We start from the raw sequence: 19746 nt of genomic DNA on the forward strand, positions 1-19746 counted from the left end.
AAAGCGGGATTTACATTTGCTCCGGTGCCGACACGCCGATCAGCGCCAGGCCGTTGCGCAGCACCTGACGGGTGGCGACTGCCAGCGCCAGGCGGGCCAGCTTGAGCTCCTCGTCGTCGTCGAGCAGCCACTTGTGCGCGAAGTAATAGCTGTGCAGTTCGCCGGCCAGCTCGCGCAGGTAGAACGCGATCTGGTGCGGGCCCAGTTCGGCCTGGGCGCGCTGCAGCGTTTCCGGGTAGGCCGCCAGCTTGGCCAGCAGGCTCGCTTCGTGCGGCGTGGTCAGGCGCGACAGGTCCACGCCGGCCAGCTGCGCCACGTCGCCGCCCCAGTTGGCCAGCGCGGAGCAGATGCGCGCGTGCGCGTACTGCACGTAATACACCGGGTTCTCGTCGGAGGTCTTCAGCGCCACGTCCACGTCGAACACGAATTCCGTGTCGGCCTTGCGCGAGATGAGGAAGAAGCGCACGGCGTCGCGCCCCTTCGTGATGTCGCCGCCGCCGGACCATTCGATCAGGTCGCGCACCGTCACGTAGGAGCCGGCACGCTTGGAGATCTTCACTTCCGCGCCATCCTTCATCACGGTGACCATCTTGTGCAGCACGTAGTCGGGGTAGCCCTGCGGGATGCCCAGGCCCACGGCCTGCAGGCCGGCGCGCACGCGGGCGATGGTGCCGTGGTGGTCCGAGCCCTGCACGTTGATCGCCTGCGTGAAGCCGCGCTGGAACTTGACGATGTGATAGGCCACGTCCGGCACGAAGTACGTGTAGGTGCCGTCGGTCTTGCGCATCACGCGGTCCTTGTCGTCGCCGTAGTCGGTGGTGCGCAGCCACAGCGCGCCGCCGTCCTCATAGGTGTGGCCGTTGGCCACCAGCGCCTGCACGGCCGCTTCCACCTTGCCGTCGCCGTACAGCGAGGATTCCAGGTAGTAGTTGTCGAACTTGACGCCGAACGCCTGCAGGTCGATGTCCTGTTCATTGCGCAGGTAGGCCACGGCGAAGGCGCGGATCGATTCCAGGTCTTCCACGTCGCCCGAACCGGTGACCGGTGCCCCATCGCTGCACGACACGGTCTTCTTCGCCAGGAAGTCGGCGGCGATCTCGGCGATGTAGTCGCCGTTGTAGGCCGATTCGGGCCATTGCTCATCGCCCGGCTTGAAGCCGCGGGCGCGTGCCTGCACCGAAGTGGCCAGCGTGTGGATCTGCACGCCGGCATCGTTGTAATAGAACTCGCGGGTGACCTGGAAGCCCTGCGCCTCGAACAGCGACGACAGGGCGTCGCCCAGCGCGGCCTGGCGGCCATGGCCCACGTGCAGCGGGCCGGTCGGGTTGGCCGACACGAATTCGATGATCACGCTCTTGCCGTTGCCCGCTTCGCCGCGGCCGAAGGCGGCGCCCTGGGCCAGCACGGTCTGCACGACGGCCTGCTTGGCGGCGTCCGTCACGCGCAGGTTGATGAAGCCCGGGCCGGCGATGTCGGCCGAGGCGACGAGCGCCTTCGCATCCGGGTTGTCCAGCAGCGCGCCCACGATCTTCGTGGCCAGTTCGCGCGGATTCATTTTCAGCTGCTTCGCCAGCTGCATGGCGATATTGCAGGCCACGTCGCCGTGCGACGGGTCGCGCGGGCGCTCGAGCACCACGTTGGCGGTCACGGAAGTGCCTTCCAGCAGCGGGGCGAGGGCGGCCTGGAACAGGGCGGCGATCTGTTGTTTTTGTTGGGCGAGCATGGGCGAGAGTCGAAAGTAAAACGGTGTAAATAAGGCGCAAAACGCGTCGCGAAGATCGGACATTATACCGATTTGCGGTTGCCGCGAATAATCGAGCGGGGGCGCCCCGCTGCTACAATCCTGCCCTCAACCTAGCAAGACGAAAGACCACGATGAACAAGCGCCCGACGCTGACGCTGAAGAACAAGCCAGCCCCGGCAGCGAAGAAGCTGGCCGGCCGCAAGCCGGCAGCAACCGATCAGCCCAAGCCAGGCAAGCCGGCCGGCAAAGCCGCGGGCCAGCCCGGCGGTAATCCCGCCGCCAAGCCCGCCAACCAGCCCGGCGGTAATCCCGCCGCCAGGCCCGCCAACCAGCGTCCCGACGCGGCCGCCAGGCCCGCCAAGCCCGCCGATAAGCGCCCCGACGCGGCCGCCAGGCCAGCCGCGCGCCCGCAGCCGGGACCGCAACGTGCCCCCGAAGCGGGACCATGGGACGCCACGCGCGCCAAGGTCGCACGGCCGCGCCGGGACGAGTCCGCGCGCAAGGAAGAGCCGGCGCGCCGGCCTGCTTCGGACGCGACCACCCGGCCCGACACGGGCCCGGCGCTGCGCGCCAGCCACCACCGCGACCTGAAGCCGCGCCTGCAGACCGAATTCCAGGCCGACCTGAAATCCGATTCGCTGGGCTTCGCCCTGCTGGGCGCGGCCGCCGCCGTGGTCCAGGTGCGCGGCGGCATGGCGCTGCCGCAAGCCCTCGCCGGGGTGTTCGCCAATCCCGCCACCACACCGCAGGCGCGTGGCGCGATCCAGGACGTGGCCTACCGCGCCATGCGCCAGCTGGGCCGCAGCGATGCGCTGGTGGCGGCGATGGCGCCAAAGGCGCCGGACGTGCTGGTGGCAGCGCTGCTGGCCTGCGCGCTGCCGCTGATGCAGGCCGGCGAGGATGGTCCGGCGCCTTACGAGGCGTTCACCGTCGTCGACCAGACCGTGACGGCGGCCGGCTCCCACCCGGACACGGTGCGCGCGAAAGGCATGGTCAACGCGCTGCTGCGCCGCTTCCTGCGCGAACGCGATGCGCTGCTGGCCGAAGTGCTGGAACAGCCGGCGGCGCGCTGGAACTACCCGCAATGGTGGATCGATGCCACCATCACCGCCTATCCGCACCAATGGCAGGAGATCCTCGCGGCCGGCAACGTGGCGCCGCCGCTGACCTTGCGCGTGAATACCCGCAAGGGCACGGTCGACGACTACCTGCGGTTACTGGCCGATGCCGGCATCGGCGCGCGCCGCATCGGCGAGTTCGCGGTGCGGCTGGACAAGCCGATGGGCGTGCACCTGATCCCCGGCTTCGAAGCGGGGCTCGTCTCGGTGCAGGATGCCGCCGCCCAGCTCGCCGCGCGCCTGCTGGACGTGCAGGACGGCATGCGCGTGCTGGACGCCTGCTCGGCGCCGGGCGGCAAGACTGGCCACATCCTCGAGCTGGCCGATGCCGACGTGACGGCGCTCGATGCCGACGCGCAGCGGCTGGCCCGCGTGCGCGAGAACCTGGACCGCCTGCAGCTGTCGGCCACGCTGCAGACGGCCGATGCGCAGGGGCGCGACTGGTGGGATGGGCAGCCGTTCGACCGTATCCTGGCCGACGTGCCGTGCACGGCCTCGGGCATCGTGCGCCGCCACCCCGATATCCGCTGGTTGCGCCGCAAGGGCGATACGCTCCAACTTGCAACACTTTCCGCGCAAATTCTCGACAATCTTTGGCAGATGCTGCGGCCCAATGGTAAATTGCTGTTCGTGACATGTTCGTTGTGGCCGCAGGAATCCGAGGCGCAGGCGGCCGCTTTCGCGGTGCGCAATCGCGCCACGCGACTCGATGCGCCCGGTCAGCTGCTGCCCGCGGGCGGGGCCGAACAGGATCACGATGGACTGTTCTACGCGTTGTTCCAGAAAGGTGCTTGACTTGCATCGGCGGGACCGGCGTGGAAATTCCGGCCGGGCCCGGCTGCATGGCGCCCGGTTCATTAGTTCCTGTTTTCGGCCCTAACCACACACAAGCGCAAGTGATCCCCCGATTCGTTCGATTCCTCTGCTGGCAAATGCTGCTGATGCTGGCCTGCGCCTTGCCGCAGGCGGCACGTGCCGCCGAAGGAACCGTGGAGATCACCAGGGCCTATATCGAAGCGGCGGAAGAGGGCTACCGCCTGTCCGCCGCCTATTCCTTCGACCTGAATCATGGCCTGGAGGACGCGCTGGAATACGGCGTCGCCCTCAATTTCGCCACCCAGATCACCTTCACCCGGCCGCGCTGGTACTGGTTCGACGAGAAGGCGGTGACGGCCAGGCGCACCCACAAGCTTTGGTACAATGTGCTGACGCGCCAGTACCACGTGCAGATCGAGGGCAGCGTGCGGCAGAATTTCGATTCCCTGGACGATGCGCTGTTCTTCATCCGGCGCCCTTCCCGCTGGGTAGTGGCGCCGCGCGGCGCGCTGAAGGTGGGCGAGGTCTACAACGTCACGCTCAGCATGGGCATGGACCGCGATTACCTCCCCAAGCCGATCCAGGTCAATGCCTTCAGCAACCGCGACTGGAACCTGGCTTCGCAAAAGAGAACCTTCCAGTACAGGGCGGAGTAAGTGACCCAGACATTGCGGTATCTGTTCGTCGTTGCAGGCGCCTTCTGCAGCATCCTGCTGTTCCTGCTCGCATCCGCTTCCGATAACTCCGGTTTCTATAATCGTTATTACTTCTGGTTGCTCGGCCTGAACGCCGCGGTGGCCGTGGCGCTGCTGCTGCTGGTCGGCGTTTCCCTGTTCCGTCTCTACGCCCGGTATAAAAGCGGCAAGTTCGGCTCGCGGCTGATGACGCGGCTGGTGATGCTGTTCGCCGCGATCGGCGTGCTGCCCGGGCTCGTGATCTTCCTCGTTTCCGTGCAGTTCGTCTCGCACTCGATCGACTCGTGGTTCAACGTGCGCGTGGAAGAGGCGCTGGAAGCCGGGCTGGACCTGGGCCGCTCGGCCCTCGATTCCTCGCTGGCGGAATTGAAGGGCGAGGCGGACAAGACCGCCCAGGAACTGGCCGCGCTGCCGTTCTATGCGGCGCCTTCCGCGCTGGCCCGCTTCGTCAAGGAACACCCGCGCACGCAGAGCGCGATCATCGTCGATGCCGAAGGCGGCCTGATCGTCTCGGCGATGGGCGAGCGCCGCGTCAACCTGTCCGCCGACCTGCCCACGGCCGCGATGATGGCAAGGATGCGCGAGGATCCGCCCTATGCCGTGCCGGAAGGCGGCAACGAGGCGGCGCGCGACGGCGGCACCCCTGCGGACCCGAACAATGTCCTGCGCCTGCGCGTGCTGCTGCCGGTGCCCGATCCGGTGCAGCCTTCGGGCGGGCGGCTGGCGCCGCGCTACCTGCAGATCATCCAGGCCGTCTCGCCGCAGCTCGCCAACGACGGCGAGATGCTGCGCACCGCCTACAGCGAGTACAAGGAACGCTACGTGGCCCGCATCAGCCTGCGGCGCATGTATATCGAAACACTGACCTTGACCTTGCTGCTGGCCGTGTTCGGGGCGATCGCCGCCGCCTTCCTGATCGCCAACGACCTGGCGCAGCCCCTGCTGCTGCTCGCCGAGGGCACGCGGGCGGTGGCCGAAGGCGACCTGTCGCCGCGGCCGATCGTGGCCAGTTCCGACGAACTGGGCACGCTCACGCAGAGTTTCAACACCATGACGCGCCAGCTTTCGGAAGCGAGAAGCGCCGTGGAGCGCAACCGCATCGCCTTGCAGAATGCCAAGGCCCACCTGGAATCGGTGCTGGCCAATATGTCGGCCGGCGTGATGGTGCTGGACCAGGAATTCCGGCTCGTGACTTGCAACGACTCGGTCGAGCGCATCCTGCAGAAGGCGGGCGTGACCCTGATCGGCAAGCCGCTGGCCGACGTGGATGGCATGCACGAATTCGCGGCCGCCGTGATCGCCGCGTTTTCGGCCCAGAGCGCGCAATCGGCCGCCGGCCGCAATGTGCAGCGCCTGCACTGGCAGCGCCAGATCGAAATTCCGCGGCCGGCCGGCAGTGCGGACGAGAACGACCTGATCCTGCTGACGCGCGGCTCGCGCCTGCCGCTCGAGGGCGGCGGCGGCTACATCGTCGTGTTCGACGACATTACCGACGTGATCTCGGCCCAGCGCTCGATCGCCTGGGGCGAGGTGGCGCGCCGCCTGGCGCACGAGATCAAGAACCCGCTGACGCCGATCCAGCTGTCGGCCGAGCGCCTGCAAATGAAGCTGGAGAGCAAGCTGGGTCCGGCCGACGTGGAGTTGCTGAACAAGAGCGCCGGCACCATCGTCAACCAGGTGGCTGCCATGAAGCGCATGGTCGACGATTTCCGCGACTACGCGCGCACCCCGCCGGCCCAGCTCGAACCACTCGACCTGAACGAGCTGGTGGAAGAGATCCTGCACCTGTACGTGTCCGGCGACGGCAACGACATCATCCGCCCGCACCTGGCACCCTATCTGCCGATGATCATGGGCGACGAGACGCAGTTGCGACAGGTAATCCATAATCTGCTGCAGAATGCCCAGGATGCCCTTGCCGACGCGCCCGAAGGCAGCCGCGAGCCGCGCGTGGACGTGGTGACCGAGGCGATCCACTACCAGAGCGCTGATGGCGGCACCCGCATCGCCGTGCGCCTGTCGATCTCGGACAATGGCCCCGGTTTCGCGCCGAAGATCCTGGCCCGCGCCTTCGAGCCTTACGTGACCTCCAAGGCGCGCGGCACCGGCCTGGGGCTGGCGATGGTCAAAAAGATCATCGACGAGCACGGGGGGCGGATCGACATCCAGAACCATCCGGACGGTTGTGGCGCTTCGGTACTGATTTTGCTGTTAAAGTTGGCACCGGTGCAGTTGGCATAATATTGAAGGGCACATAAAATCGTTGTCACGACCAAGCGCCGGTCCAGCCGGTGAAAAAGAACAGAAGGGCAGGGATAGATGGCAAACATTCTCGTAGTAGATGATGAAATGGGTATCCGGGAGCTGCTCTCGGAAATCCTCGGGGACGAAGGGCACGCGGTCACGCTGGCTGAAAACGCCCAGCAAGCCCGCCAGGCCCGCGCGGCCGGGGCGCCCGACCTGGTCCTGCTCGACATCTGGATGCCGGATACGGACGGCGTCACGCTGCTGAAGGAATGGCAGCGCGACGGCCTGTTGACGATGCCGGTGATTATGATGTCCGGCCATGCCACGATCGACACCGCGGTCGAGGCCACCCGCATCGGTGCCCTGAATTTCCTGGAAAAGCCGATTGCAATGCAAAAGCTGCTCAAGGCAGTGCAGGCCGGCCTGGCGCGCGGCCAGGAAGTGGTGCGCCCCCCCGTGATGGCGCAGCGGCCGGCCGCCTTGCCGCCGGTCGAGGAAGCGGCGCCGCCCAGCTTCGGCGTGCAGCCCCCGGTGCCGCAGGGCGCGCACGGCATTGCCGTGGCCCGGGGCGGCGGCGAAGGCCACATGTTCAGCCTGTCGTTCGACCTGCCGCTGCGCGAGGCGCGCGACGCCTTCGAGCGCATGTACTTCGAACACCACCTGGGCCGCGAAGGCGGCAGCATGACGCGCGTGGCCGAGAAGACGGGCCTGGAACGCACCCACCTGTATCGCAAGCTCAAGCAGCTGGGCGTGGAGCCGGGCAAGCTCGCCAAGAAAAACCAGCAAGTCTGATTTGCCTTCCCCCGTCATCACCACGCTGGTGACCGGCGCGCGCGCCATCGATCGCGAAACGGCGATCGCGGCACGCCTGCCGGCCATCGGCGCCGCAGCCGTTTCGCCGCCTGCCGGTACCGCCGCCGGTACTGCCGCCCACACTCCGCAGGCGCCGGTCGCCGTCATCATCGAAGGCCTGGCCGACCCGAATTCGCCCTTGATGGACGTCGCTGGCGTACACATCGCGCGCATTGCCCCCGGTTGCCTATGTTGCGCCGGTAATCTTGTCTTGCGTGTTACATTGAATCGTCTCTTGCGGCGCCCGCCGGCGCAGCTCTTTATCAGCCTGGCTGATGCCACCCATGTCGGACAGTTGCGCGCGATGTTGTCGGCGCCGCCCTACGATACCGTGCTGTCCCTCTGTGACGACGTCGTGGCACCCGCCACCGCACCCTGACCTCGCCGGCAAGCCTCTTGAAATGGGTTCATGGAGCCCCACTTCGAGACACGTAAGCAATTCAATTTGCAAACAATTGAACGCCCGACAATACGGAACCCACCGGTTTCGTCCTTGAGAGAAGGAAGCGATATGAACCTCATCTACAACAGCGAGCAGTACAGCGTCGTCGAGTTCGGACCGGATCGCGATCTCGAATCCCTGCGTTTCGGCGGCTATGAAATCGTCGACAAGGGCGGCAAACGTGAAATCTTCATCGCCGGCGTGCTGGCGCAGAACTTCCGGCGCGACGTCAACCAGCTCATCGCCAACGAACCCACGATGGAGGAAATCGACGAATTCCTCGGCAACTATGACTCCTTGATGAGTCAGCCGGTATTGCTGCACTGATACCGCACCGATCCGCGCGCCCCGGATACCTCGTGGCGCAGCTGTGGTAAGGTGACGGTCGGAAAGACCTTACCACGTCATACCATGTGCCAGCTCCTGGGAATGAACTGCAATGTACCGACCGACATTGTGTTCAGCTTCACCGGTTTCGCCCTGCGCGGCGGCCGTACCGATGTCCACCACGATGGCTGGGGCATCGCCTTTTTCGAGGGCGCCGGCGTGCGCCACTTCGTCGATCACCAGAGGGCCGTCGATTCGCCGGTGGCCACGCTGATCAAGACCTATCCGATCAAGTCCCGCAACGTCATCGCCCATATCCGCAAGGCCACGCAGGGCGAGGTGGCATTGGAAAACTGCCATCCCTTCATGCGTGAGCTGTGGGGCCGCTACTGGGTATTCGCCCACAACGGCGACCTGAAGGAATTCAATCCCGTGCTGGACGGCCCGTATCGCCCCGTCGGCACCACCGACAGCGAGCGCGCCTTCTGCTGGTTGTTGCAGGAACTGCGCCGCCGTTTCGGCGACGCCCGGCCCGCGCTGGCCGATCTCGGCGCCGCCCTGGGCGAACTGGTGCCCCGCATCGCCGCCCACGGCACGTTCAACATGATGCTCTCGGACGGCTCCGCGCTGTTCTGCCACTGCTCGACCAACCTGTTCTGGCTGGTGCGCCAGCATCCGTTCGACACGGCCATCCTCTCCGACGAGGACGTACGCGTGGATTTCTCACAAGTAACCACGCCGCACGACCGGGTGGCCATCATCGTGACCCAGCCGCTCACCACCAACGAGCGCTGGACGCAGTGCGCGGCAGGCGAGATGCTGTGTTTTGTGGATGGATTACCGCAAAAGAACATTTTTCCTACTGCGACTGGGCCGGCGGTGTCAGAATAGGCGAAAAAAGAGAGAGAACGTTTTCCCATGATCGACCTGTCCGGCACCGACCTGTCCCGCTCCGTGCGCGCGCGCGAGTTTTACCTCGGCCGCCAACCCATCCTCGACCGTAACGGCGTGCTGTTCGGTTACGAATTGCTCTTCCGTAACAGCCCCGTCGGCCCCGCCAATATCGACACCGAGCTGTCCGCCACGGCGGCCGTGATCGCCCATGCGTCCCAGCTGGGCGTGGAAAAAGTGATCGGCGACGGGCTCGGCTTCGTCAATGTCGACGAGCAAGCGCTCCACAGCGATATCTTCGGCTTCCTGCCCCGCGAGAAGGTGGTGCTGGAAATCGTCGAGACCCTGCAGGCCACGCCAAAGGTGCTGGCGCGGATGGCGGACCTGGCCAGCCAGGGCTTCCAGTTCGCGCTAGACGATGTGCGTGGCGACAGTAGCCAGCTGCAAGCCATGCTGCCGATGACGCAATTCGTGAAGCTGAGCATGCGTGGCGGCGATGCCTCGGCGCTGGCCAGCCTGGCCACCCGGCTGAAGGGCGACGGCAAGCTGCTGGTAGCGGAAAAGGTCGAGACGCGCGAGGAATTCGGCGCCTGCCTGGACCTGGGCTTCGATTACTTCCAGGGCTACTACTTCGCCAAGCCGGTGATCATGAGCGGCAAGAAGCTGTCGCCCTCGCAGCTGGCGCTGATGGAGCTGATGAGACTGGTGGTGTCGGACGCCGACAATATCGACATCGAGCGGGCCATCAAGCGCGACGCGTCGCTGGCAATCAACCTGCTGCGCCTCGTGAACACGCCCGCGGTCGGCGCGCGCCAGCGCATCGATTCGCTGAGCCAGGCGGTCACGATCCTCGGGCGCCGGCAGTTGCAGCGCTGGCTGCAGATCATGCTGTATGCCGAACCGGGCAAGCGCAGCGCTACGCAGACGCCGCTGCTGATGCTGGCCGCCACGCGCGGCCGGCTGTTGGAACTGCTGGCGCACAAGCTGCGGCCCGCGCACCGCCACGTGGCCGACATTGCGTTCACGGTCGGCATCATGTCGCTGATGGATACGCTGTTCTCGATCCCGATGAGCGAACTGCTCACGCAGATTGCCGTCAGCGACGAGGTGTCCGAAGCGCTGGTGTACCGCGCCGGCTTCTTCGGCGAGCTGCTCAAGCTGGCCGAATGCATCGAACGCATCGAGGACATGGAAGACGCCATCATGCCGGCCTTGCGCGAGCTCGAGATGACCACTGAGGAACTGGTGGAGCTGGAAATGTCCGCGTTCGAGTGGAGCGACAACGTGGTGCGCTACGCGATCTGAGCGCACGCGTGCGGAGATGAACGGCATCGCTGCGCGATGCCGTTTTCACATGGGGAACCGATGCGGGTAGGATCCATGCCTGATGTATTGCTGAATGTGCGCGACCTGGTGAAGGCGTATGGCCGGCGCCGCGCCGTGGATGGCGTGTCATTCCACGTGCGGCGTGGCCAGACGGTGGGCCTGCTGGGCCCGAACGGGGCGGGCAAGTCGACGACCGTGGCGATCATCGCCGGGCTGCTCGATGCCGACGCCGGCGAGGTGGTGCTGGACGGCCGCCCGATGGGCACGCGCCACCCGGAAGCACGCCGCCGCATCGGCCTCGTGCCGCAGGACCTGGCGCTCTACGACGACCTGCCGGCGCAGGACAACCTGAAGCTGTTCGGCGCGCTGTATGGCCTGAAGGGCCCGGCCCTGGGCGCGCGTTGCGCCGCCGTGCTGGACCTGGTCGGGCTGGCCGACCGCGCGCGCGACCGGCCCGCCACGTTCTCGGGCGGCATGAGGCGCCGTCTGAACATCGCCGCCGCGCTGCTGCACGAGCCCGAATTGCTGATCCTCGACGAACCCACCGTGGGCGTCGACCCGCAAAGCCGCAACGCCATCTTCGATACGCTGGAGAGCTTGCAGCGCGCCGGCACGGCGCTGCTCTACACCAGCCATTACATGGAAGAGGTGGAGCGGCTGGCCGACCATATCGTGATCGTCGACCATGGCAGGGTGCTGGTGGACGACAGCCCGGCGGCATTGTATGCCCGGCTGCCCGCGCGCGCCGCGCTGCACGTGGAGCTGGCGGCGCCGCTGACCGGCGACGTGGCGGCCGCGCTCACGCAGTTGCCCGGCGTGGCTGGCGTGCAGGACGACGGCACGGCGCTGGACGTGCGGCTGCGGGACGGCATGCAGGCCGTGGCGGTGCTCGACTGGCTGCGCGACCGGGGTCAGGTGCCGGTGCATTTCGCCACCGCCCGCGCGCGCCTGGAAGACGTGTTCCTCGACCTTACCGGCCGTTCGCTGCGCGATTGAAGCCATGATCGCCATCCTCGCCCTGGTCCGCAAGGACTTGCAGCTGTACCTGAACGACCGGCGCGCGCTGGTCATCCACCTGGTCGTGCCCATCATCGTTGCCGCGTTCTTCGGTTCGCTGTTCAGCGGCACCGGCAAGACCGGCAGGATCGACATCGCCATCGTGCAGCAGGACCGCTCCGCCATCGGCGCGAACATCGCGGCCGGCCTGCGGGCGGACCCGAACCTGCGCGTGCATACCCTGGCACTGGACGATGCCCGCGCCCGCGTCGCGGCCGGCAAGGCCGCCGTGGCCATCGTGATCCCGGCCGGATTCGGCGAGGCTGCCATGCGCGGACCCTCCGGCGCCGCGAAGGCCGAGCTGCCGCTGCTCTACGACCCGTCGCAAGCGACCGTGCTGTCCATGGTCAAGGGCCTGCTGATGCACCAGGTGATGCAGCAGCTGTCGGCGCAAATGCGGGAGCAGATGGGTGCCGGCGTGGCCGGCCAGGCGGCCGGCGGCGGCATGCCATTCGCCACGCGCGACGAGGCCGTCAGCGCCGGACCGGTCTACGACGCCTATGCCCACTCGTTTGCCGGCATGGGCGTGCAATTCATCCTGTTCATGGGTGTCGACTGGGGGATCGGCCTGCTGGCCGCGCGGCGCACCGGCATCTGGAGCCGCCTGCTGGCCGCGCCCATCACGCAAGGGCAGGTACTGCTGTCGCGCCTGCTTTCCGGCACCCTCATCGCGGCGGCGCTGCTGGTGGCGATCTTCCTGGTCGCGGCCATCCTGTTCGGTGTAAGGATCACGCATCCGGCCGGCTTCCTGGTGGTCACGCTGAGCTTCGCGCTGATGACGGCCACGTTCGGCCTGCTGGTGGCGGCGCTGGGCCGCACGCCGGAAGCGACGCGCGGCATCGCCACGTTCGCCACGCTGATGATCGTGATGCTGGGCGGCGCCTGGGTACCCTCGTTCATCTTCCCCGAATGGCTGCAACAGGTCTCGCTGGGCGTGCCGGCCCGTTGGGCGATCGACGGGCTGGACGCGGTCACGTGGCGCGGCCTCGGCATCGAAGCCGCGCTGCGCTGCGCCGGCGCGCAACTGGGGTTTGCCGCGCTGTTCGGCGGGCTTGCGGCGTGGCGGTTCAGGGCGAGGGAGAATGGCTAGCGGGCGGGTCTGGTCGTGGGCTGCTGGCATCAGGTGACAGGCACCTGTTTTCGCATCAGGTGACAGGCACCTGTTTTTTCGCCGGATGTGCCCGATGTCTTTCGCGGAAAACCGGTGTCGAACACCTGAAGGTCGGTCCGCCGCAGCGGTCCGACACCAGCGGCTCAAGCGTCGCCGACAAGACCAATGTCACCTCATCCAGGCGGCATTGGTGCCTGTCACCGACTTTCACCTGCATCGCGCCGTCAGGTCGCCGCGCCAGCCCCCGGCAGTTTCTTGTGCAGATCGGGATCGGTCATGAGTTCCCATGCCGCCAGGATCGCCACGGCGATACCGACCAGCAGGTTGTTCAGCATGGTGACACCCTGGCCATAGTCGCCTTCCAGCACCCACGGTGACACGGCGACCCAGATACCGAGTGCGAGATTGACGACCACGGCCCACAAGTAGGTCTTGTACAGGTCGAATGCCGCCAGCAGCGCAAGCACCAAGCCGCACAGCATGGCGTTCACGCCGTGCGGCGAGTCGATTGCATAGGAGAACAGCCACGGCGTGATGAACAGCCACACGCCGAGCAGCAGGATCAGCTGGTCCTGCCAACGTTTGAGAGTAAGTGCCATGATGGCCTCCCGTCAGTCCATTACATCGATACCCGTCACCGGGTAGTATCAGTATAGACCCGCGGGAAGCCGCCGGTGCTTACAGATTGGGTGCCAGCCAGCGCTCCAGCTCGGCCTTCGGCACACCGCGGCGCTTGGCCATATCGTCCAGCTGGTCTTCGTTGATCTTGCCCACCGTGAAGTACTTCGATTGCGGGTGAGCGAAGTAGAAGCCGGCCACGGCTGCGCCCGGGAACATGGCGAACGATTCCGTCAGTTCCATGCCGATCTCTTCGGCGCCCAGCACGCGGAACAGGTCGGCCTTCACCGTGTGTTCCGGGCACGCGGGGTAGCCCGGCGCCGGGCGGATGCCCGCATACTCTTCCTTGATCAGCGCCTCGCTGGAGAGCTGTTCGTCCGGCGCGTAGCCCCACAGGTCCTTGCGCACGCGCTCGTGCAGGTATTCGGCAAACGCCTCGGCAAGCCGGTCGGCCAGGGCCTTCAGCATGATCGACGAGTAATCGTCATGGGCATCCTCGAAACGCTTCTCGTACTTCTCGATGCCCAGGCCGGCCGTCACCGCGAACATGCCGATGTAGTCCTTCACGCCGGATTCCTTCGGCGCGATGAAATCGGCCAGGCACTGGTTCGGGCGCTGCACGCCGTCGATCACCGGCTTCACGCCCTGCTGGCGCAGGCCGTAGTAGGTGAACGCCACTTCGCTGCGCGTGTCGTCCGTGTAGACCTCGATATCGTCGTCGTTCACGCTGTTGGCCGGCAGCAGCGCGACCGCGCCGTTCGCCGTCAACCAGCGGCCCTCGATGATGCGCTTCAGCAGCGCCTGGCCTTCCTGGTAGACCTTGGTGGCCGCTTCGCCCACCACCTCGTCGGTGAGGATAGCGGGGAACGGGCCGGCCAGGTCCCAGGTCTGGAAGAACGGGCCCCAGTCGATGTACTGCGCCAGCTGGGCCAGGTCGACGTTGCGGAACAGGCGGCGGCCGATGAACTTCGGCTTCACGGGCGTGAAGTCCAGTTTCGCCTTGTTGGCGCGGGCCACGGCCAGCGTCACCGTCGGCAGCGCCTTCTTGTTGGCGTGCTGCTCGCGGATGCGTGCGTAGTCGTTCTCCAGCTCTTCCACGTAACGGTCCCGGGCCTCGGGCGTGAGCAGCGACTGCGCCACCGATACGGAACGCGATGCATCGGGCACGTACACGACCGGGCCTTCATAGTTGTGCGCGATCTTCACGGCCGTGTGCGCGCGGCTCGTCGTCGCGCCGCCGATCAGGAGCGGGATCTTCATCATGCGGAAGTGCTCGTCGCGCTGCATCTCCTTCGCCACGTGCGCCATCTCTTCCAGCGACGGCGTGATGAGGCCGGACAGGCCGATGATGTCGGCGTTCTCCAGCTTGGCGCGCGCCAGGATCTCGGAGGCGGGCACCATCACGCCCATGTTGACCACTTCGAAGTTATTGCATTGCAGGACTACCGAAACGATGTTCTTGCCGATGTCGTGCACGTCGCCCTTCACGGTGGCGATCACGATCTTGCCCTTCGGTTTCGCGACGATGCCGGTGCGGCGTTCCTCTTCCTTCTTTTCCTCTTCGATGAACGGGATCAGGTGCGCCACGGCCTGCTTCATCACGCGCGCCGATTTCACCACCTGCGGCAGGAACATCTTGCCCTGGCCGAACAGGTCGCCGACGATATTCATGCCGTCCATCAGCGGGCCTTCGATCACGTTGATCGGCCGCCCGCCGCTATTGAACACCTGCTGGCGCATCTCCTCGGTGTCCTCGACGATCCATTGCGTGATGCCGTGCACCAGGGCGTGCGCCAGGCGCTTTTCCACGGGCGCCTCGCGCCACTCCAGGTTCGCTTCCTGCTGCTTGCCGCCCGCCTTGAGCGTGCCGGCGAATTCGATCATGCGCTCGGTCGCGTCGGCGCGGCGGTTCAGCACCACGTCTTCCACGCGCTCGCGCAGTTCCGCTTCCAGGTCGTCGTACACGCCCACCATGCCCGCGTTGACGATGCCCATCGTCATGCCGGCCTTGATGGCGTGGTACAGGAACACCGTGTGGATCGCCTCGCGCGCCGGGTCGTTGCCGCGGAACGAGAACGATACGTTCGACACCCCGCCGGAAATCTTTGCGTGCGGCAGGTTGTCCTTGATCCAGCGCGTGGCGTTGATGAAGTCCACCGCGTAGTTGTTGTGCTCCTCGATGCCGGTCGCGACGGCGAAGATGTTCGGGTCGAAGATGATGTCCTCGGCGGGGAAGCCCACCTTCTCGGTCAGCACCTTGTAGGCGCGTTCGCAGATCTCGATCTTGCGCTCGAACGTGTCGGCCTGGCCCGTTTCATCGAAGGCCATCACGATCACGGCGGCGCCGTAGCGGCGGCACAGCTTGGCCTGGCGGATGAATTCCTCCTCGCCTTCCTTCAGCGAGATCGAGTTCACGATGGACTTGCCCTGCACGCATTTCAGGCCCGCCTCGATGACGGACCATTTCGACGAGTCGATCATGATCGGCACGCGCGAGATGTCCGGCTCCGAGGCGATCAGGTTCAGGAAGCGCGTCATCGCGGCCTGCGAATCGAGCATCGCCTCGTCCATGTTGATATCGATGACCTGCGCGCCGTTTTCCACCTGCTGGCGGGCCACGGAGAGCGCCTCGTCGTACTGCTCGTTGAGGATCATGCGCGCGAACGCCTTCGAGCCCGTGACGTTGGTGCGCTCGCCCACGTTGACGAACAGCGAGTCGTCGTCGATCGTGAACGGCTCCAGGCCGGACAGGCGCTGTGCCACCGGAATGCGCGGCACGGCGCGCGGCTTCATGTCTTTCAGCAGCTCGGCGATCGCGGCGATATGGTCCGGCGTGGTGCCGCAGCAGCCGCCGGCGACGTTGATGAAACCCGCCTCGGCGAATTCGCGCAGCAGCGCCGACGTGTCGGCCGGCAGCTCGTCGAAGCCGGTGTCGCTCATCGGGTTGGGCAGGCCGGCGTTCGGGTAGATGCACACGAAGGTATCGGCGATCTGCGACAGCTCTTCCGCATAGGGGCGCATCAGGGCAGCGCCCAGCGCGCAGTTCAGGCCGATCGTCAGCGGTTTCGCGTGGCGTACCGAGTTCCAGAAAGCCGGCACGGTCTGGCCGGAGAGAATACGGCCCGAGGCGTCCGTCACGGTGCCGGAGATCATCAGCGGCAGGCGTTCGGTGTCCGGGTGCTCGTCGAAATACTGGTCGATCGCGAACAGCGCGGCCTTGCAGTTCAGCGTGTCGAAGATGGTTTCCACCAGGATGACGTCGATGCCGCCATCGACCAGCGCTTCGAGCTGTTCGTAGTACGCCGTGGCCAGCTGGTCGAAGGTGACGTTGCGGGCGGCCGGATCGTTCACGTCCGGCGAGATCGACGCGGTCTTCGGGGTCGGGCCGAGAGCGCCGGCGACGAAGCGCGGCCTGTCGGGCGTGCTGTACTTGTCCACGGCGGCGCGCGCCAGTTTTGCGGCTTGCAGGTTCATCTCGCGCACGAGATGGGCCATGTGGTAGTCGTCCTGCGCGATGCTGGTGGCGCCGAACGTATTCGTTTCGATCAGGTCAGCCCCGGCGGCCAGGTAGCGCTCGTGGATTTCCTGGATCACGTGCGGCTGCGTGATGTTCAGCAGCTCGTTATTCCCTTTCACGAACAGTTCGCGCGCCCCGCTGTCGGCCGGCGCCGCGAAGGTGGCGAAGCGTTCGCCCCGGTATGCCGCTTCATCGATCTTGTATTGCTGGATGATCGTGCCCATCGCGCCGTCGAGGAACATGATGCGGCGCGACAGAATGTCGCGCAGTTGCGCTTCGGTCTTGGAGGCGGGGCGATTTCGGTTCATGGCTGTCGGTCTGGAACGGGGAGGGGGTACGATTATACGGCAAAGCCGCATTGCGCCTCGACGGGCGGCAATTTCCATGCCGGCATGGCGCCGGTATCGGGATCAGCTGGAAGGGAGGAGGCGATGGGCGGGGAGGCCGCCGCGGCGCGGCCGCCTCCCGCAGGGGAATGACGCGATCAGCCGAGCTTTGCCGCCGCGTTTCCACGCCGGCGCCGTGCTGCGCCGGTAACGACCAGCAGGCCGCCGGCAAGCATGGCCCAGGTGCCCGGTTCCGGCACGGGCATCGCCATCGCCATCGAGCCTTCCAGGGCACGGCTCTGGAACTTGGCGCCCCGCCGGATGCTGAACGCCGTCTCGTCCGTCCACAGGTACGACGCTTCCGCATACGAATACGGGGTCATCTGGTAATCGAGGTCGCGATCGCCGGCCGTGAAATAGTGGCCGCCAGAAAATAACCCTTCCGGATCGGTGCTGTTGAAACCTGCCGAGAACTCGAGTTTCCCGCCGATTTTGTACAGGAAATTATCGGTGCCGCATTTATAAAACTCATTACTGGAGCTGGCGCAGCCGATGTAATCAGTGCCATTCAGGAAAAATGAGCTGATTTCCGTCCTGTCGAGATAGCCATCGCGATTCATGTCCCGGCCGGAAAAAGAACCGTTCAGACTGCGAGAGCCATCGAAAATGCCGGTATCCTCCTGAAGAAAACCTGTGTACGAAAAGTTCCAGGTTGCGGCTGCGTTGACGCTGCAGCTGGCGGCCAGCAAGGTGGCAAATGCGACAGTCTTGACCATGACACAATTCAACAAAAGTGAAGGGGAGCAAACATATTATCTGGCCCGGCTTTGATAAGAAACAAATTCTCGCGATGTTTGTGCCGATACAACGCATTGGGTATCAAAAGGATAGGAAAGTTATCCGTGTCAATACATTGGAACAAATGTACAAAGCTCGATGGGTGGCGTGCATCGGCCAGGCGGTTTTTCATGCTTTGGGGCAATACCAGCCCGACGCGCGCAGCGGGTGGATAATGATGGGCTCGGCGCAATAACGCGCGCGGAAACTTCTTACGGCCGGGGATGGGGGACAAGGCGGCGGCTGCGTTGCCACCGCCTTGAGGCCGGGCTTTTACTGGAAACGGTGGCCTTCGAGGGCGAAGCCCTTGAGGAATTCCGTCGCCGGCAGGCGCTTGCCGCCCGGCTTTTGCAATTGCGTCAGGCGCAGGGCGCCGGTGCCGCATGCCACCACGATGCCGTGCTGCGCATCGGCGGCCAGCACCTGGCCTGCCGGGGCGGTACTGTCGGCGTCCAGCAATTCGGCGCCCCACAGCTTGATGACGGTGCCGTTGATGGTACCGTGCGCGCCCGGGGAGGGATTGAATGCGCGGATCTTCCGGTCGATATCGCGCGCCGGCTGCGTGAAGTCGAGGGCGGCTTCTTCCTTGGCGATCTTGGCCGCATAGGTCACGCCGGCCTCGGGCTGCGGCACCGCTTCGACGACGCCACGCTCCATCTTGCGCAGCACCTTGACCACCATCTCGGCGCCGATGGCCGCCAACCTGTCGTGCAGCGTGGCCGTGGTGTCGTGCACGCCGATCGGCGTGCGTTCGATCAGCAGCATGGGGCCGGTATCGAGGCCTTCCTCCATCTGCATGATGGTGACGCCGGTTTCGTGGTCGCCGGCCTCGATCGCACGGTGGATCGGCGCTGCGCCGCGCCAGCGGGGCAGCAGCGAGCCGTGGATATTGATGCAGGGCTTGATGTCGAGCGTGCTGCGCGGCAGGATCAGGCCGTAGGCGGCCACGACCATTGCGTCGTAGTCGGTCGCGCGCAGCAATGCGTGCGCTTCCTGTGCTTCCCGGGCGCGCTGCGGGTCCTTCGCGTCCATCCGCAGCGACAGCGGCTGGGCTACCGGAATCCCGTTGGCCACGGCGAATTCCTTGACGGCCGAGGGATGCAGGCGCATGCCGCGGCCGGCCGGGCGGTCCGGCTGCGTGAGCACCAGCGGCACTTCGATTCCGGCGGCATGGATGGCCCGCAGCGCGACGGCCGCGAACTCGGGCGTGCCGGCGAAGACGACTTTCATCGGCGGCCCGCGGTGCGCAGCTGACGCTCGCGTTCGATGCCGCGCTCTTCCTTCAGCAGCTTCGTCTTGATGCGGTTGCGCTTGAGCGGCGACAGGTATTCGACGAATACCTTGCCCATCAGGTGATCCATCTCGTGCTGGATGCACACGGCCAGCAAGCCGTCGGCATCCACTTCGAAGAACTCGCCCTTTTCATTCTGCGCACGCACCTTCACCTTGGCAGGGCGCTCGACGTCGTCATAGATGCCCGGCACCGACAGGCAGCCTTCGTCGAAGACCTGCTTTTCCTCGCTGGCCCACAGCACTTCGGGATTGATGAAGACGGTCAGCTGGTCTTTCGTTTCGCTGATGTCGATCACGATCACGCGTTCGTGCACATCCACCTGCGTGGCGGCCAGGCCGATGCCGGGCGCGTCGTACATCGTTTCGGCCATGTCGGCAACGAGGCGTGCGAGGCGCTCGTCGAACACGGTGACGGGCTTGGCGACCTTGTGCAGGCGCGGGTCGGGATAGCGGAGGATGTTCAGTTTCGACATGGGTGATCTGTTCAAAGGGTGCGGCTAAGGGACAAATGAGGCTGCAAATATCGTTGC

General features: G+C 65.7%; 16 protein-coding genes. 10 read left to right on the plus strand and 6 right to left on the minus strand.

All coding sequences use genetic code 11. From position 1 onward, the window contains the following. Positions 1-10: 10 nt before the first annotated feature. Positions 11-1723, minus strand: coding sequence for an arginine--tRNA ligase (gene argS / locus V6Z91_RS12030; protein ID WP_338770622.1), 1713 nt, complete (start codon positions 1721-1723; stop codon positions 11-13). Between the two features lie 608 nt (positions 1724-2331). On the opposite strand from argS, the gene rsmB reads away from it, so the two are divergent. The 10 genes from rsmB to V6Z91_RS12080 all read left to right on the plus strand — a co-directional run bounded on the left by rsmB (position 2332) and on the right by V6Z91_RS12080 (position 12604). Beyond that, complete coding sequence (gene rsmB / locus V6Z91_RS12035; RefSeq protein ID WP_338771816.1) at positions 2332-3657, plus strand: 16S rRNA (cytosine(967)-C(5))-methyltransferase RsmB; 1326 nt, start codon at positions 2332-2334, stop codon at positions 3655-3657. Positions 3658-3794: 137 nt separating this feature from the next. Further along, a complete protein-coding gene (locus V6Z91_RS12040) occupies positions 3795-4334 on the plus strand; it encodes a DUF4390 domain-containing protein (protein WP_338770623.1) in 540 nt (179 codons plus the stop codon). Continuing rightward, positions 4335-6614, plus strand: a complete 2280-nt coding sequence (locus V6Z91_RS12045) for an ATP-binding protein (protein ID WP_338770625.1) — start codon at positions 4335-4337, stop codon at positions 6612-6614. It abuts the gene before it with no gap. 78 nt (positions 6615-6692) lie between these two features. Then, the gene (locus tag V6Z91_RS12050; RefSeq protein WP_338770626.1) at positions 6693-7412 is read left to right on the plus strand and encodes a response regulator; all 720 of its coding nucleotides are present in this window, start codon (positions 6693-6695) and stop codon (positions 7410-7412) included. 1 nt (position 7413) lies between these two features. Further along, positions 7414-7851 (plus strand): GTPase, encoded by a 438-nt coding sequence (locus V6Z91_RS12055; RefSeq protein ID WP_338770628.1) that lies wholly within the window; start codon positions 7414-7416, stop codon positions 7849-7851. 132 nt (positions 7852-7983) lie between these two features. Then, the gene (locus V6Z91_RS12060; RefSeq protein ID WP_130186215.1) at positions 7984-8241 is read left to right on the plus strand and encodes a DUF3567 domain-containing protein; all 258 of its coding nucleotides are present in this window, start codon (positions 7984-7986) and stop codon (positions 8239-8241) included. An 84-nt stretch (positions 8242-8325) separates the two neighbouring features. Next, positions 8326-9132, plus strand: a complete 807-nt coding sequence (locus tag V6Z91_RS12065) for a class II glutamine amidotransferase (RefSeq protein ID WP_338770630.1) — start codon at positions 8326-8328, stop codon at positions 9130-9132. Positions 9133-9159: 27 nt separating this feature from the next. Next, positions 9160-10437, plus strand: coding sequence for an EAL domain-containing protein (locus V6Z91_RS12070; RefSeq protein WP_338770632.1), 1278 nt, complete (start codon positions 9160-9162; stop codon positions 10435-10437). A gap of 75 nt (positions 10438-10512) precedes the next feature. Then, on the plus strand, positions 10513-11454 hold the full coding sequence (locus tag V6Z91_RS12075; RefSeq protein WP_338770635.1) for an ABC transporter ATP-binding protein: 942 nt from the start codon (positions 10513-10515) through the stop codon (positions 11452-11454). A 4-nt stretch (positions 11455-11458) separates the two neighbouring features. Then, positions 11459-12604 carry an ABC transporter permease gene (locus V6Z91_RS12080; RefSeq protein WP_338770636.1) on the plus strand — a complete coding sequence of 382 codons (1146 nt, stop codon included), beginning with the start codon at positions 11459-11461 and terminating at the stop codon, positions 12602-12604. A gap of 245 nt (positions 12605-12849) precedes the next feature. On the opposite strand, the gene V6Z91_RS12085 is transcribed toward V6Z91_RS12080, so the two are convergent. The 5 genes from V6Z91_RS12085 to def form a co-directional block, all read right to left on the minus strand. Continuing rightward, entirely contained in the window at positions 12850-13224 is a 375-nt protein-coding gene (locus V6Z91_RS12085) for an SPW repeat protein (RefSeq protein WP_338770638.1), read from the minus strand. A 79-nt stretch (positions 13225-13303) separates the two neighbouring features. Beyond that, positions 13304-17068, minus strand: coding sequence for a methionine synthase (gene metH, locus V6Z91_RS12090; protein WP_338770639.1), 3765 nt, complete (start codon positions 17066-17068; stop codon positions 13304-13306). Positions 17069-17244: 176 nt separating this feature from the next. Beyond that, positions 17245-17862: a PEP-CTERM sorting domain-containing protein gene (locus V6Z91_RS12095; RefSeq protein WP_338770640.1), complete on the minus strand. Its 618-nt coding sequence runs from the start codon at positions 17860-17862 to the stop codon at positions 17245-17247. A gap of 334 nt (positions 17863-18196) precedes the next feature. After that, the gene (fmt, locus tag V6Z91_RS12100) at positions 18197-19153 is read right to left on the minus strand and encodes a methionyl-tRNA formyltransferase (protein WP_338770641.1); all 957 of its coding nucleotides are present in this window, start codon (positions 19151-19153) and stop codon (positions 18197-18199) included. Further along, positions 19150-19689: a peptide deformylase gene (gene def / locus V6Z91_RS12105; RefSeq protein WP_338770642.1), complete on the minus strand. Its 540-nt coding sequence runs from the start codon at positions 19687-19689 to the stop codon at positions 19150-19152. Before def ends, fmt begins: the two co-directional genes overlap by 4 nt. Positions 19690-19746: the final 57 nt, after the last annotated feature.

The sequence above is a fragment of the Massilia sp. METH4 genome (assembly GCF_037094685.1).
In the GTDB taxonomy this organism is placed as follows: Bacteria; Pseudomonadota; Gammaproteobacteria; order Burkholderiales; family Burkholderiaceae_D; genus Rugamonas.